Source organism: Microcoleus sp. Pol12B3, assembly GCF_036701355.1.
Taxonomy (GTDB): domain Bacteria; phylum Cyanobacteriota; class Cyanobacteriia; order Cyanobacteriales; family Microcoleaceae; genus Microcoleus.
Map to the genome: position 1 here is coordinate 1 of NZ_JAUBQS010000064.1, position 14,139 is coordinate 14,139.

Consider the following 14,139-nt stretch of genomic DNA (forward strand, 5'->3'; position numbering starts at 1 on the left):
AGACAAGAGTCGCATTCGTAAAGATCATTCTCCTGAAAATTTTGCTCTTTTACGTCGTTTAGCTGTCAGTTTACTGAAACAGGAAAAAGGATTTAAAGGAAGTTTAAAAATGAAGCGGTATCTGGCGGGAATGGATAATAATTATTTAGTTAAAATTTTATACTCGGCCAGCTAACGCTCGAAAACTCAAACGGATTCCCGATCTAAATTGATTCAGCTTTAAGAATTCAGAAGTTCTTAAAGCTCGATTTTAACTGGGTTAATTGCATCATATTTAAGAGTTTTAAGAAGGGTTTTTTCAGAGAATAACTCAGGCACAAATATGATTTTATGTCAACTTAATTTAGATGCGTTTACCCTGCAACAATACCATTATCTGTTTTACCTAAATAAATTTCCAATGTACTGCCGTTTTACATAATCAGTCGCATCCCCTTTTTTATCTCCTGTCTCGTCAATTATTAGTAATAGAAGTCCTTGCAGTACATATAATATTAATTCTAATCGTTGCTTCCTTAATTATTGTACATCCCAGGGTTATTGTGTTAAAAAGTTGTGTGATGCTTGATGATTATTTAGCCCTATAACTTTCGCTATTAATGGTAGTGTTTTGCGTTTTATGTCCGATATAATACCGATATGTAAGTAATTAAAAGCTTCAAAGCTCCTAACTTGTGGAAATATGTTTTGGTAAATTTGACAGTATTCATCTATAAATTTGACTGCGGGTACTGGTTGAGGAGGCTCTACCATAGGACTGGCAATGCTTTTGGGGTGTGTCACTGATTATACTACCACGAGAGTGACAAAAGAGGGTTAAGTTTAGAGAGTAAAGTCAAGCTATCCATTTCAGGCATATTAAGATCGGTCACTATTCTATCTAGATTCGGATGTTGTTTCAACTTTCCAGCGCTTGTACGCAATTGTGGGCATAAAAAAGGGACCATTTTTCGGCGCTGATTTTTTTCCTAAATCTCTGGGAAAGTAGAAATTCTAAATAGGGTTCATCATCCACAAACAGTATTTTTGCTGACATATTAATTTTTAATTGACTCTTAAAACTCACAAAAAATTAGCGCTCCAGAAGGACAGAAGGAAAATGCTATTGAGCAATTTTAACTCGACTAAGGCTGGGGGGGTAACAACCAGCCTGAAACCCATACTTTGTAAGGATTGAGCCAATGTGTGCTAAAAAAAGATAGGCAGCATAATTGTTACACGCTTGCCTATCTCAAAAATAATGATACCAACATTCTACCTCATTCATTTAAAAAAACAACTAAGTTCAGCTCAATTTAAACTGATTGAAATCTTGCTACCCTTGATACAATCAGAAAAACAAGTGAGATTAGAACGGCTCTCGCGGGTATTTCCCTATCCAATTACAACAGAAAGTCGGCGTAGAAAACTACAAAGATTTCTCGATTTGCCTCACTTAACTATCTCACTAATTTGGTTCCCATTAATTACTTATTGGTTGATTACTTATTGCCGTGTTGGTCAAACTTTATCAATCGCAATCGACCGCAGTCAATGGGGCCGCATTAATCTCTTTATGGTTAGCCTGATCTGGGAGCGAAGAGCAATTCCATTATACTGGTCACTGTTGCCCAAATTGGGAAACAGTAACTTTGAATCACAAACAACCCATTTACAGCCTGTTTTACCATTATTTTCAGAATATAAAGTCATCGTTTTAGGAGACCGTGAATTTTGTTCTGTCGATTTGGGAAACTGGCTAAGGGAAAAGGGTGTATCTTTTTGTTTAAGACTGAAAAAAAATCATTGTATCGAAACGGAACATTTAGTTTGGCAACGGTTAGATGAATTAGGAATAGTGCCAGGAACCTCTTTATATTTTCAAGGTAAAAGAGTGAGGAAAACTCGACCTGCGACCGGATTTTATCTTGCTTGTAAGTGGAAAAGGAACTACGGGGGATGGAAGGTTGATGAAGCGTGGTTTATACTCACAGATTTAGGGTCATTGCCGACAGCTATCGATGCTTACAAGCAACGGATGGGCATTGAAGAAATGTTTCGAGATTGTAAAACAGGAGGCTACGATCTTGAAGGAACTAGCTTAAAAGGAGACCGACTTATTAACATGATTCTGCTCATGACACTTGCGTACAGTTCGGGAATATTTCAAGGCACTGAAATGAGGAAAAAGCAGGTGCAAAAATATGTATCTCGCCGCAAAGAACCTAAAAAAAGATATCAAAGACGGAGTACATTTGGTGTAGGTTTAGATGGAGAAAAGTGGGTTAATTATCTCGAACAATATTCTGACGAGGTAGAACAGTTAATGAAGTTAACTCCCAATAAACGCCGCTTTTATCAACAAGGTATGCGGGCCGCAACCCTTATACAGTCTATCTCGTAGACCTCTTTGTCACCCCCCCAGCGACTAAGGTGCTGCTTTCAATTACCCATTACCCATTACTCAATATTTTTTCTTGTCAATTTACTCCAGATTGAGTATTTTATTTTTGAGTGTATCAAAATTAACAGGCTTAGTAATATAGTCATCAGCTCCATAAGCCATTGCGGTTTGGTAATTTTTCTCATCTCCATAAGCCGTAATCATAAAAACTTTTAAATCGGGAAACTTTTCTTTGAGAATCCTTAGCAGTTCGAGCCCATTCATTCCTGGCATATTAATATCCGATAAAATCAATACGATAGACGCTTCATCCTGGTTCTCTAAGTATTTCAAAGCTGCCTCGGCTGACAGGCAAAAATGAAATTGAATTTTTCCTGCTTTGATTTCTTTCCTAAATTTCTGCTTGAACAGTGACTGAATATCTTCCTCGTCGTCTACAACCATTACTTTCATTTTTTGAAATCCTTAATTTCTGCTACTTTTTTTTGCAATTTGATTATAAACTCTGTGTATTTTCCTACTTCTGTTTCGACTTTTAGTGATCCTCGATGTTGCTGGACGATAACATCCTGACTGATAGAAAGACCTAGACCAGTACCTTCGGCTGGTGGCTTTGTAGTAAAAAAGGGATTAAAAATTTTATCGAGGACCTCTGGTTTTATACCTGAGCCATTATCGCGAATGCGGATTTCAATCGCGTCAACAAGATTTCGAGTTCTCACGTCAAGCAGCGGTGAAAAGTCTTCTCCGATTTCTTGTTTCTTTTTATAGGCTGCATAGCAAGCATTGCTAATAATGTTAAGAAAAACCCTGCCGATGTCTTGTGGCACGACCTCTACTTCGCCAATGTCATTGTCATAGTCGGTTTCTATGGTAATGTTAAAAGCAGCTTCCTTAGCTCGCATCCCGTGATAGGCTAGATTGATATATTCGGCTAATAAACTATTTATATCTGTAGCTTCCCAGTGACCGCTTTGTCCCCTCGAATGCAAAAGCATATTGCCAACGATTTTGTCTGCTCTTTGACCGTGTTGATTGATTTTTTTAAGATTAGCTGTGAGGTCGGTTAATAGCTCGGCAATATCCTCACTGGTTTCAGGATCTAAACGTTCGGCTTGATTTTCAATTTTTTCAAACAGTTCTTCGGTTAATTCCGCAGAAAGTTCTGAGAAGTTGTTGACAAAGTTTAAGGGGTTTCTGATTTCGTGGGCAATGCCTGCTGTTAAACTGCCCAAAGAAGCTAGTTTTTCTTGGACAACAATCTGATTTTGCATAGCTCTAAGATTTGCTTCAATCTGCTGGCGCTCTTCAATCTCGTTCTGCAATTGTTCTACAGTATAGCGGAGTTCAGATGTACGCTCCTCGACTTTGATTTCTAGTTCTTCATTAGCTTTTTGCAGTGCTTCTTGGGCTTGCTTGCGATCGGTGATATCGCGCACGATCGCCACATATTCTTGCAGATCCTGATTAGAAAGGGAAGCATCTTGAGAAAATCGGTCGGAGATGGCAACTTCCAGGATGCGCGAGTCTCCATCGGGCAGCTTGAGAGTTTGTTCGCTGCGACTGAGCCACTGCTCTGGCTGAGCCCCTAATCCGGGCAGTAATTTGTTCAGGTAAGACCCAATTAGCCTAGTAGTATCTATTCCGAAGACGCTTTCAGCAGCGGGATTAGTCTGACGAATGACACCATTTTCATCCAGCACTACAATACCATCTAGGGCTATGGTAAAAAGCTGTTCTGCTCCCTCTCGTGCCTCTTCCATTGAGACGACCTGGGGTAAGCTCGTCCAACAGGCAACTGCCACCCCAATAAAAGCAACTGTCACCAGTAGCACTACGAATAAATTCAATCCAACACTAGAGTTAGCATATAATTTGAAGCCAAAAATCCAGCCGACAGCAAGGGCACTGACGATCAGTAAGATTAAAACTACAACCTGAGACGCTACAAAATCTGGGATTTTGCCCTGGCTGCTGTTGCGGTAACGCCGAATCCACCACGAGGGATGGAAAGGGGCAAAAGCAATGCGACTTATCCCTGCCTCCACTGCTAAAACGCCAAGGGGAAAAAACAACCCAATGATAAAGTCTTGCCAACCCCAAGCCAAGCCTCCGACGACCAGAACCACCGCATCTACGACGAAAAAGCCCAGCGACCACCAAGGCCACCGAATTTCTGGCTGATCCCGCCGCAGCCATAGTGAGAGATGGAACATCATCAGGCAGACAACCAAGCCAACATTAGTAATCGCCACCAGCCGAGGCACATTTCCCCAAGCTAGACAGATTAGACTGAGAACCAAAACAAAGACCAGCCCAAATCCAAATACACCCCGTCGGGATACAACTGCGAATGTTGGCGAAATATGCCCATCTACGGCAAGTTGGTACAGCATCCGGGGGCAGTTGGAAACAATTGTCGCGCAACTCAGAAGACAGCTTGCGACTACTAGAAAGGTGACAAGGGTGGGAACCCAGGGCCCCCATAATACCTGACAGGCAGCTAATACATTCAAGAATACGTCATCTTTCAGGCCAGGAGCGGTGGCCAAGCGCATCAGTACCCAGGAACCTCCTAAAATCACAGGCAGCATCCCCAGTGCGGAAATTTTGAGAAACTGCAAGGTTTTAGTAGGGTTGCGGCTATCCGCTACGAAACTGGCGGCGGAGTCACAGCAGTAAAAGATGTAGGTAGCAAAGTAAAACCATTTAGCCCAGTCAATAAAGGTGAATTCCGGCCAAATGGTGGGGAAAAAGCCGGGACTGTTTGACGAAAAAGCTAACCAGAATAGACCCTGAATGGAAAAAACGGATAGTACGCCGACTGTCGGTAACACGAAAAAGGCGTGCAGAATACTTAAGGCGCGAGTACCGCTGAATGTCAAAATGAAGGGTAGGAGCGTGAAGGTAATATTTAGTAAAGTTTCAGGACAGCTAAAACCTAAACTATTGAGGTTGACTTTGATGAGCTGCGTCAGTACGATCGCAGAAATTGGCAGTGTTGATACCCAGCTTAAAAAGTAGCCGATCGCTGCATAACTTCCCAGACCCGGATAATTTTTCAGCATTCGGGCGGTATAGTTGGGCGTTCCCCCAGCCATATCTGGGAAATACTCGCCGATGCGTTTTACCTGTAGATTGAGCATCATGCCCATGAGGATACCGGGCAACCAGACGAAGATGGCGCTAGGCCCGATCGCTGCTTGGATCGCTGTGGCGATGGTAAACCAATTGGCGTGACCTGTGAGGCCAAAGCCCGATGTTTCGACGGCACTCAGGCTTCGGGGTAGGCGCATGAGCGATCGCCTATTCAGATTTTCTCTTAGGGAAGGCTGAGTTGGTTCTGAGTGGTAGCCGTTTTCCGGCTCGTGTCGGATGTCTGTCGCCATCAATTTTACCTATTATTTTGGGATTTTGCTGTCGCGACCATGAGGTTCGGCTTTATAGCTTTTAACTTATTTCTGTTAAGCATTTTTGCTTGTTTTAAATTTTGGCAAAGCTGCCTTTCCCAATCCACCCTGAAAATCTATCTCTATTGATCTTCAATATTACCAGGAGTTACGCAACTGTCACAGCTCGGTGTACCAGCCCCAAAAATTCTACAATAAACATCGAACAAGAAGTTTTAGTTGCTCAATTAAATAACTTAATAGCAGCCAGTGTTTGATTTTATCTATTGTTTTACCATTTTTATCTGCTAAACTTTTGAGTACCTAAGCCACACAAGTTCATGACAAGCAATATGATTTGTGTTAATTCTAGCTTGACCGGAGTGGCAAGATTCTCTCCCGGTTAATTGCTTAAGTTCCCTAGAAAATTGCTCAATTTTCCAGCCAATAGCACACACATGAGTGTACGTTATTAGTTCGCTTCTTATTATTGAGTTTCGTCGTTAGTCGCGACTGTCAACTTGTCAGTGATCCGGACTGGTTAAGGTGATGGGATCGGGCGTGAGCAGACCCGATTCATTTGTCAGGTGCTTTAATCCTGTAGTTATTAAGTAGTCAGACAGAATTAATTACACAAATACATAGTATAATGATATTTGTGGCAAAATTATGAGTTAATTACAGTTTCATATGATGTTTGTCAGAGAAATAAACCCTCTTTCGTCTAAATTGCTACAACGAATTCATCGCCAAAGCCGACATCATCAGGTACGTCAACGAGCACATTGCCTCATATTAGCTTCGCAAGTAGTAAAAAAAGGAGAGTTAATGAATATTTTTCAAATAAGTTATAAGACACTCTATAACTGGTTCAATCGGTGGGAATTAGAAGGAATGATCGGAATTTATAATAAACCATGAAGAGGTTCTAAGCCACTATTTAACTTTTCGCAGAAAGCCCAAATTAAAGAGTGGGCTAAACAATCACCAAGGCAATTAAAAAATGTTAGCCAAAAAGTTCAATAAACCTGGGGCATAACTCCCAGTACAAAAACAATTCAAAGAATACTAAAAAGTCTGAACATGAGTTGGCATCGCATGCGTAAAGGAGTGGGAGGAAAGCCTCCCTCCCAGGACTATCAAGATAAAAAGGCACAATTAGAAGAATTAAAGCGATTGGATGATGAGGGTAAAATTGATTTATATTACTTGGATGAAACGGGATTTTGTATGATTCCTTGTGTCCCCTATAGCTGGCAGAAAATCGGAGAATTTTTAACAATTCCTAGTCGTCATAGTCAGCGAATGAATGTACTAGGAATCATGAATCGAAATAACCATCTTGAAACTTATATTTCCTCTCAAAATATTAATTAAGATGTAGTTATTGCCTGTATTGATGCTTTTTTTCCCGCAGTACATAAGCCAACCGTGATTGTCACAGATCGACGCTTCTATTCATACCAGTGATGCTATTGTTGACAAACAAGAAGAGTGGAAACAACGTAATATTACTCTTTTTGAGTTGCCTTCTTACTCTCCTGAATTAAATTTAATTGAAATTTTATGGCGGTTTATTAAGTATGAATGGATTGAGATATCTGCTTACAAGAGTTGGGGAACTTTTGTTACCTCTGTGGAAAAAATCCTGAAAGAATTTGGAGAAAACTATGTAATTAATTTTGTCTAGCTACTTAGTAGGGTTGCCTCGGCGCACCTTATTACTACAGATACTGTCAAAATAGAAGCAATGCAGAGTAAGTCTTGTTCTTCCCTCTTGCTTCTTCGTTCTGACTTCAGAACTTAGGCAAAAAATGAATGCTTCAATCCGCTATTGGTACAGACTCTGTGGGCTGAGGCGCACTCTACAGATAGAGTTTGTGCGTGCAGGAGTATTCCCTCTTCCTTCTTCCTTCTCAATAAAAAACCCCGGTTCCTTTAAGAAACCGGGGTTTTTCCTACCAACTAAGAGAGGAGTCAAAATTAAACAGGTAGCGGTTGCCGGAATTCTACATTTCTCGGACAACCCTCTAAACCAAACTACGGGCAAATTCTAGTTGCAGCTTCTTTAAAGCTGTCTCATTTCTTCTTCAAGCACCCGAACCAAATCTTGATTCCCACTGGATCTCGCTACTTCTATGCGGTGCATCAGTTGCTTGTGAATGTTAGCACGGTGGGTTTCTGCTACTTTTTTTACGTTTTGACGATTTGTGTTCATGGTGGACGTTCCTTATATTAAATTTGGTGTACTTGCTACTTCTCTAATATAGCGCTAAATTCCAAAAAGTATCTAAATTTACAAAAAATTTACAGTTGTTGACCGATCGACCAAACTCCTGTATAAGATTGGTCATAAGTCAATAGGGATATCTTGACAATAAAAAAAGGCAGAACACTAGAGCAGCAGAAGGCAGAAGGCAGAAGGCAGAAGTAGAAATTTTCCCGATCTGACAACATTTACTCAAAGGGTAAGGTACTTATGACGTACTCAACATTTACTCAAAACTCATAACTTGCTTCAGCGCCTCTACCAACTGCTGAAGGTGTGCGAGTTCGTGAGTTGCCATCAGCGAAATCCGAATTTGACTGACACTTACAGTCGGAGGCCGAATCGCCGGAGCAAAAATACCCATCTCCTTGAGTTTGCTGCCGACTGTTAAAGCGGAGGCTGCATTTTTTAACGGAAGATTGAAAATTGGGGAGAGGGAATTGCTAATTGGTAATTGGTGATTGGTAATCGCGCAATATTTGAAAGTTTCGATATTTTGTCGCAACCGAACTCGGCGTTCTGGTTCTTGCTGTACAATCCTCACAGCTTCCAAAGCAGCCGCCGTGTCAGCAGGCGTCAATGCGGTAGTATAAATCCAACTCGCAGCTCGATTACGCAGAAAATCAATTAAAGCAGCAGAGCCCGCAACGTAACCACCTAAACTCCCCAAAGCTTTGCTGAGTGTCCCCACTTGAATCAGTGGTGTTCCCGTACACCCGAAATGTTCTACACAACCGGCACCGCTAGCACCGAAAACTCCTGTAGCGTGAGCTTCATCTACTAATACCATGCAGTTAAAGGTTTCGGCCACAGCCAACAACTGTGGTAGCGGACACAAGTCCCCATCCATGCTAAAGACGCTATCGGTAATAATTAAACACTTGCGGTATCTGGCGCGATTTTGCTCTAGCTTGGCCTTTAAATCCTCAAGATTGCAGTGATTGTACTCTAGGGAAGTGGCACCGCTGAGTGCGGCGCCGTTTTTCAGGCTCGAATGGTTGTACTTGTCAGATAATATCAAATCGCGCTTGCCGACAGCGGATGCGATCGCCCCTAGATTCGCCAAATATCCCGAACTGAATACTAAAGCATCTTCAGTTTGTTTTAAATTAGCAATAGCTTGTTCTAGCTGTCGGTGGAAATCGCGGTGTCCGCTTAGCAACCTCGAACCCGTTGCACCCGTACCAAATTCCTTAGTTGCAGCAATAGCTGCTTGAATTAACCTGTCATCGCCGGCAAGTCCGAGATAATCGTTGCTGGCAAAGTTAATCAGCCGACGGCTTGCCAATTTCACCACAGGCCCGGGGGAACTTTCGAGCGATTGGGGCGATCGATACCAATCGGCACGGCGAACTGTGTCCAGGGCCTTCTCTATCCAAGCGTAAGGGTCTGCGTTCATATTGGAAAGCGATCGGGTAATACGTTATATTAGCTGGTGATCAGTTCCTCCGCATCACATAAGCATATGCCACTCACTAAAAAATACAGATTAGTCACCCGCAGCGATTTTGACGGTCTTGTCTGTGCCGTTTTGCTCAAAGAACTCGATATGATCGACGAGATTAAATTCGTGCATCCTAAAGATATGCAGGATGGGAAAATCGAAATAACAAATAACGATATTAGCACCAATTTACCCTATGTTGAGGGAGTTCATCTAGCTTTCGATCACCACTTCAGCGAAACTCTCAGACACGAGAAAATCAAAATCAACCACATCATCGATCCCTATGCAGCTTCTGCAGCTAGGGTACTGTACAAATATTATGGAGGTCAAGCAAAGTTTCCTGATATTTCTGAGGCGATGATGGCGGCAGTTGACAAATCAGATTCCGCTCAATTTTCCCAAGAAGAGGTTCTGCATCCGCAAGAATGGGTATTGTTAAACTTCATAATGGACGCCCGAACAGGCTTAGGAAGGTTTAAAGAATTTACAGTCTCCAATTATCAATTAATGATGCAGTTAATCGATTACTGCAAAAATCATACCATCGATGAAATTTTGCAGCTTCCTGATGTAAAAGAAAGAGTAGATCTCTACTTCGAGCAAGAAGAAAAATTTAAAGAGCAAATACAGCGATGCGCCACAGTTTATAATAATTTAGTTGTTTTGGATTTGCGTAACGAAGAGGTGATTTATGCGGGAAATCGTTTTGTAATTTATGCTTTGTTTCCTCAGTGCAATATATCTATTCACGTACTTTGGGGACTGAAACAACAAAATACTGTTCTCGCAGTTGGCAAGTCAATCTTTAACAAAACTTCTCAAACTAATATTGGGGAGTTAATGTTAAGATATGGCGGCGGTGGGCACCAGAATGCCGGAACTTGTCAGATTGAGAATGACAAAGCTAGTCAAGTTTTGAAAGAGTTAATTGCCCAGATAAAAGAAAATGGTTAAATTGGCTTTATCTTTTTTGCAGTCAGGACTTGAGTCTTTAATTATTTATTTTAATTTTCAGCACTAAAGTCCTTACTACAAAGGAGATTTTTCGGGACTGAAGTCCTTACTACAAACGGGAGCTTATTCCTCAAGGTTTTGAGCTGGTGGGTTCTGAACATTGAGATTTTCTGAACAGTTGCCTTTGACTGGTGGCAAATGGTCTACCAAACCCATATCAAAAGCGATATCCGGCAACTCATCAGCTTTATATTTTCCTGGCTCAAACAATCGCCCGGGAGTAAAACAAGGCTGTTTCAATCGTACAACCTCCCCGGGCGAAAACATTCCCCTAAACATTTTGCGTTCGAGTCCCATAATTTCTGCTCCTAAAACAACTTTCGCATTAATCTTAACAATTTTTGAGCGGCAGCTTCCCAATTAAATAAATCCGCCGTCTCTTTAGCTTTGTGAGCTACCTGAAAACGCATCGGATCTTCCACAATTTTTCGCAACTGTTCGCGAACAGACTGAACATTGGGTTCGGCCCAATGAGGATCATTTCTGATTGTTAGATACTGAGTATCGTAACACTTTCCGACGGGAATTAGATCGTAAGCAATGGGATAGCAGTTATCAGCATTGGCGTACTCGGTCGGACCACCGTACATAGTCATAGCGACGGGCAAACCTGCTGCAAAGGCATCCAAAACTTTAATTGCAAAACCCTCGCCGCGAAAGGGAGCTAAAAAAGCATCGGCTGACAAGTATAAATCAGCTAGTTCTGCTTTATTGCAAAATTTAGGGATTATCCGAATTCTTGACTTGAACTTGCCGAATTGTTTTTCGATATTTACGAGATGCTCCATTATAACATCTGGATGTTTGCCACCATCTTTGATTATTAACTCTACGTTAGAATCATCTCTAAACTCTTCCCAAAAAGCTTGAATTGCCAGATCCGTGCCAAATCTATATAAATCAAAAGAATTGGTCATGTGCAGAATATACTTTACATCTTTTTGGTTTTTTTGCGGTCTGGGAAAATAGAGTTGCGATATTAAAGGATTGAAACCTAGAGGCATGACTGAGACGTTTGCAGCCGGACATCCCGCTTTTATTAAAACGTTTTTAGAGTATTGGCTGACAGCTAGTTTGTGGGATGAAGTGTTAACAGCATCGTAAATCCAGTAATCATAATCATCATGATTTTGGGCGAATTCGTAATTGATAGCAAAAAGTTCTAGGTTGAGATGTCCGTTGAGTTCTTTTAAAAAATAAGGTTTCCAATAATGAGACCATTTGATATGAAATAAATCTGAGGGTGCGGTGTTCATCCACTTCGCTAGCAGGTCGTTTTCTTCTGCTGTCGAATTGCGACTGAGATGAGATGCTATTGTTGAAGGTTCGACAGAAATAGGAATTCCCATTTGGTGTAAAGTTTTCGCCAGGGATAGCGTAATATCAGCGAAGGAGTTAAAGTGTTGAAAACCAACGTTAAAGTGAACCATATTTATTGGTTATTAGTCAGGGTAATCGCATCTAATTTGGTATAAATTGTACTTGACAAATGACATAAAATGCACCCGCCAGAGGCAGGGCTGCGGCGGAGACGCGATCGGCGACCAACAAGCAGTTAAACTGGGAAGAGACTCCCTGCAGGTATTCCTCACTCAGGCAGATGAAAAAAGGCGGCCGTTAAATCTAGCGGCAACGGAACATTGTTGAACGTGCTATCAACCTACTCAACCAAGGGAGTCCGATCGCTATTCGATATGATAAGCTGGCTGCCAATTATACAGCCATGATTACGATCGCCTGCTCTGTTGTGGTTATAGTTTGAAAACGCGCCCTAGGCAAGAGCACGTGATGGAGATAAATCAACTAGGTGGAACCCCAACGATCCTGCTTAGGTGGCTATCAGCATCACACTCAATTTTCATTCCTTAATTTACGAGCTGCGCTTGAATGATACTGTCAAATGTTTAAAACATTTACCTTACCATTATACCTTAATTAAGATATGATTACCCTGTAAGATCTCTGAGTATTTTTTTATTCTTTCTTTTCTGGGGTCGTTCAAATTGGCAACATCTTATAAAAAACTGGCATTTAAGATATTCACCTAAGGCAATGAATCTGTTTGTTGTGGTTGGTGATTTAAAGTTTCAGTAAAACCTTTTGCCATTGATAGCACTCATAAACTAGAATAACTAGATTGAAATTTATTCGGATTTAACTGTAGCATATTTTGGGTTCAAATTAATATGGGTTTACCCTGGAGCGTAAAGCCAGGATTAGGCAGTAGTTAAATCTGTCTGCCTATCGTACTATAACTTTGGTGAAATTTTCGTAAGTTTTCACCAATGGGAAGACCATGGTAATGAAGATTTGGAGGCTCTGCCTCCCAATCTTTTTCTCCTTTTAATCGAGGATGTGCCTCCTCCAAAGGCATTCCCAGGCAGAGCCTGGGAACGATTGGAATAGTCATTGGTCATGCGTTAATTGCTACTAACTAATAACTAATAACTAATTACCCCTTTTTTACAGCTTTTGGAACACTGCGAACATGGGCAGATACATCGACAGCAAAATCGAACCTACGATACCACCGACGACAACAATCATCAGAGGTTCTAGCATACTGGTAAGTCCTTTTACTGCTTCTTCCACTTCCGTTTCGTAGAAAGCGCCAACTTTCATCAGCATCTTGTCAAGTTCCCCAGTTTCCTCGCCAATTGCCATCATTTGAATAGCCAAAGACGGGAAAACTTGCTGTTCTTGCAAAGCAATACTGATCATGCCGCCGCTTTGAATTTCCTGCCGGGCATATTCGATCGCATTAGAGATCGCTTGATTTCCAGCCACATCTCGCACAATTTCCAAAGAATTGAGAATCGGCACGCCCGATCGCGTCAGCGACCCAAATATCACGCAAAACCGAGCCACAGCAGATTTTTCGATCAAATCTCCAAAAATCGGCAACTTCATCGCAATTCTATCAATTTGTAAGTGACCCATTGGAGTTTTATAGTACATATCAAATGCAATTTTGAGCGCTATAATTACCCCAATAACGGTCACCTGTTGGATCGGAGGCCAAGCGGTACAAAATGCACTAATTCCCAACATGATCAGCGTAAAAGTTGGCAAATCTGCACCAATATCCTTAAAAATCTTAGCGAAAGTTGGCAGCAAGAATATGGTCATTGCGAAAAAAATCACGATCGCAATAAAGAACACAGTCTTCGGATAAGACATTGCCGAATTAATTTCCGCCTCCGTCTTGTGATTTTTTTCCATCATCACCGCCAAACGGTCTAGGGTTTCATCTAGCACACCCCCGACTTCTCCCGCCGCCACCATACTGATAAACAGTTGGTCAAAAACATCAGGAAACTTAGCCATCGCCTCTGCCAAGTTTATCCCCTCCTGCACGTCAGCATTCATGCTTCTGAGCGCTCGCTTCAGTTTAGCATTAGAACACTGCTCGTGCAGCACGGAAAGGCATCTCACGATCGCCACCCCTGCATTAAACATAGCCGCAAACTGACGAGCAAAAATAGCCATATCCTTCACAGTAAGACTGGTAAGGTTATACTCAATTTGCTCCTGAATCTTACTGAAATCAAAGCCACCTTTCGGTTTTTCGCGGATAACGTTGGTAGCCACAGCTCACCTCTGAAAATTTATTAAAAGTTATGACTCATCAGTCATT

Annotated in this window: 9 protein-coding genes and 2 pseudogenes; 3 read left to right on the forward strand and 8 right to left on the reverse strand. The window is 41.5% G+C overall.

The genetic code is table 11. From position 1 onward, the window contains the following. Positions 1-390 precede the first annotated feature (390 nt). Positions 391-753, reverse strand: a pseudogene (locus tag QUA53_RS23965) (transposase); the annotation flags it as partial. Between the two features lie 487 nt (positions 754-1,240). Between QUA53_RS23965 and QUA53_RS23970 the strand changes: the two are divergent. Further along, positions 1,241-2,383 (forward strand): IS4 family transposase, encoded by a 1,143-nt coding sequence (locus QUA53_RS23970; RefSeq protein WP_333100191.1) that lies wholly within the window; start codon positions 1,241-1,243, stop codon positions 2,381-2,383. Between the two features lie 81 nt (positions 2,384-2,464). Here the strand turns inward: QUA53_RS23970 and QUA53_RS23975 are convergent, their stop codons facing one another. Both QUA53_RS23975 and QUA53_RS23980 read right to left on the reverse strand, forming a co-directional pair. Continuing rightward, a complete protein-coding gene (locus QUA53_RS23975) occupies positions 2,465-2,836 on the reverse strand; it encodes a response regulator (RefSeq protein WP_333100190.1) in 372 nt (123 codons plus the stop codon). Next, entirely contained in the window at positions 2,833-5,772 is a 2,940-nt protein-coding gene (locus QUA53_RS23980; RefSeq protein ID WP_333100189.1) for an ATP-binding protein, read from the reverse strand. The genes QUA53_RS23975 and QUA53_RS23980 overlap by 4 nt, the downstream gene beginning before the upstream one ends. 690 nt (positions 5,773-6,462) lie before the next feature. On the opposite strand from QUA53_RS23980, the pseudogene QUA53_RS23985 reads away from it, so the two are divergent. Next, positions 6,463-7,462 (forward strand): annotated as a pseudogene (locus QUA53_RS23985) (IS630 family transposase). A gap of 378 nt (positions 7,463-7,840) precedes the next feature. Here the strand turns inward: QUA53_RS23985 and pirA are convergent. Further along, the gene (gene pirA, locus QUA53_RS23990) at positions 7,841-7,990 is read right to left on the reverse strand and encodes an arginine synthesis PII-interacting regulator PirA (protein WP_172185012.1); all 150 of its coding nucleotides are present in this window, start codon (positions 7,988-7,990) and stop codon (positions 7,841-7,843) included. 277 nt (positions 7,991-8,267) lie between these two features. Next, positions 8,268-9,440 carry an 8-amino-7-oxononanoate synthase gene (gene bioF / locus QUA53_RS23995; RefSeq protein WP_333100188.1) on the reverse strand — a complete coding sequence of 391 codons (1,173 nt, stop codon included), beginning with the start codon at positions 9,438-9,440 and terminating at the stop codon, positions 8,268-8,270. 66 nt (positions 9,441-9,506) lie between these two features. On the opposite strand from bioF, the gene QUA53_RS24000 reads away from it, so the two are divergent. Continuing rightward, entirely contained in the window at positions 9,507-10,442 is a 936-nt protein-coding gene (locus QUA53_RS24000; protein WP_333100187.1) for an exopolyphosphatase, read from the forward strand. A gap of 123 nt (positions 10,443-10,565) precedes the next feature. Here QUA53_RS24000 and QUA53_RS24005 read toward each other — a convergent pair whose 3' ends face one another. From QUA53_RS24005 to QUA53_RS24015, 3 genes are all read right to left on the reverse strand, one after another. Further along, positions 10,566-10,799 carry a hypothetical protein gene (locus tag QUA53_RS24005; protein WP_333069157.1) on the reverse strand — a complete coding sequence of 78 codons (234 nt, stop codon included), beginning with the start codon at positions 10,797-10,799 and terminating at the stop codon, positions 10,566-10,568. An 11-nt stretch (positions 10,800-10,810) separates the two neighbouring features. Beyond that, on the reverse strand, positions 10,811-11,932 hold the full coding sequence (locus QUA53_RS24010) for a glycosyltransferase family 4 protein (protein ID WP_333100186.1): 1,122 nt from the start codon (positions 11,930-11,932) through the stop codon (positions 10,811-10,813). A 1,033-nt stretch (positions 11,933-12,965) separates the two neighbouring features. Beyond that, positions 12,966-14,093, reverse strand: a complete 1,128-nt coding sequence (locus tag QUA53_RS24015; protein WP_333100185.1) for a type II secretion system F family protein — start codon at positions 14,091-14,093, stop codon at positions 12,966-12,968. Positions 14,094-14,139: the final 46 nt, after the last annotated feature.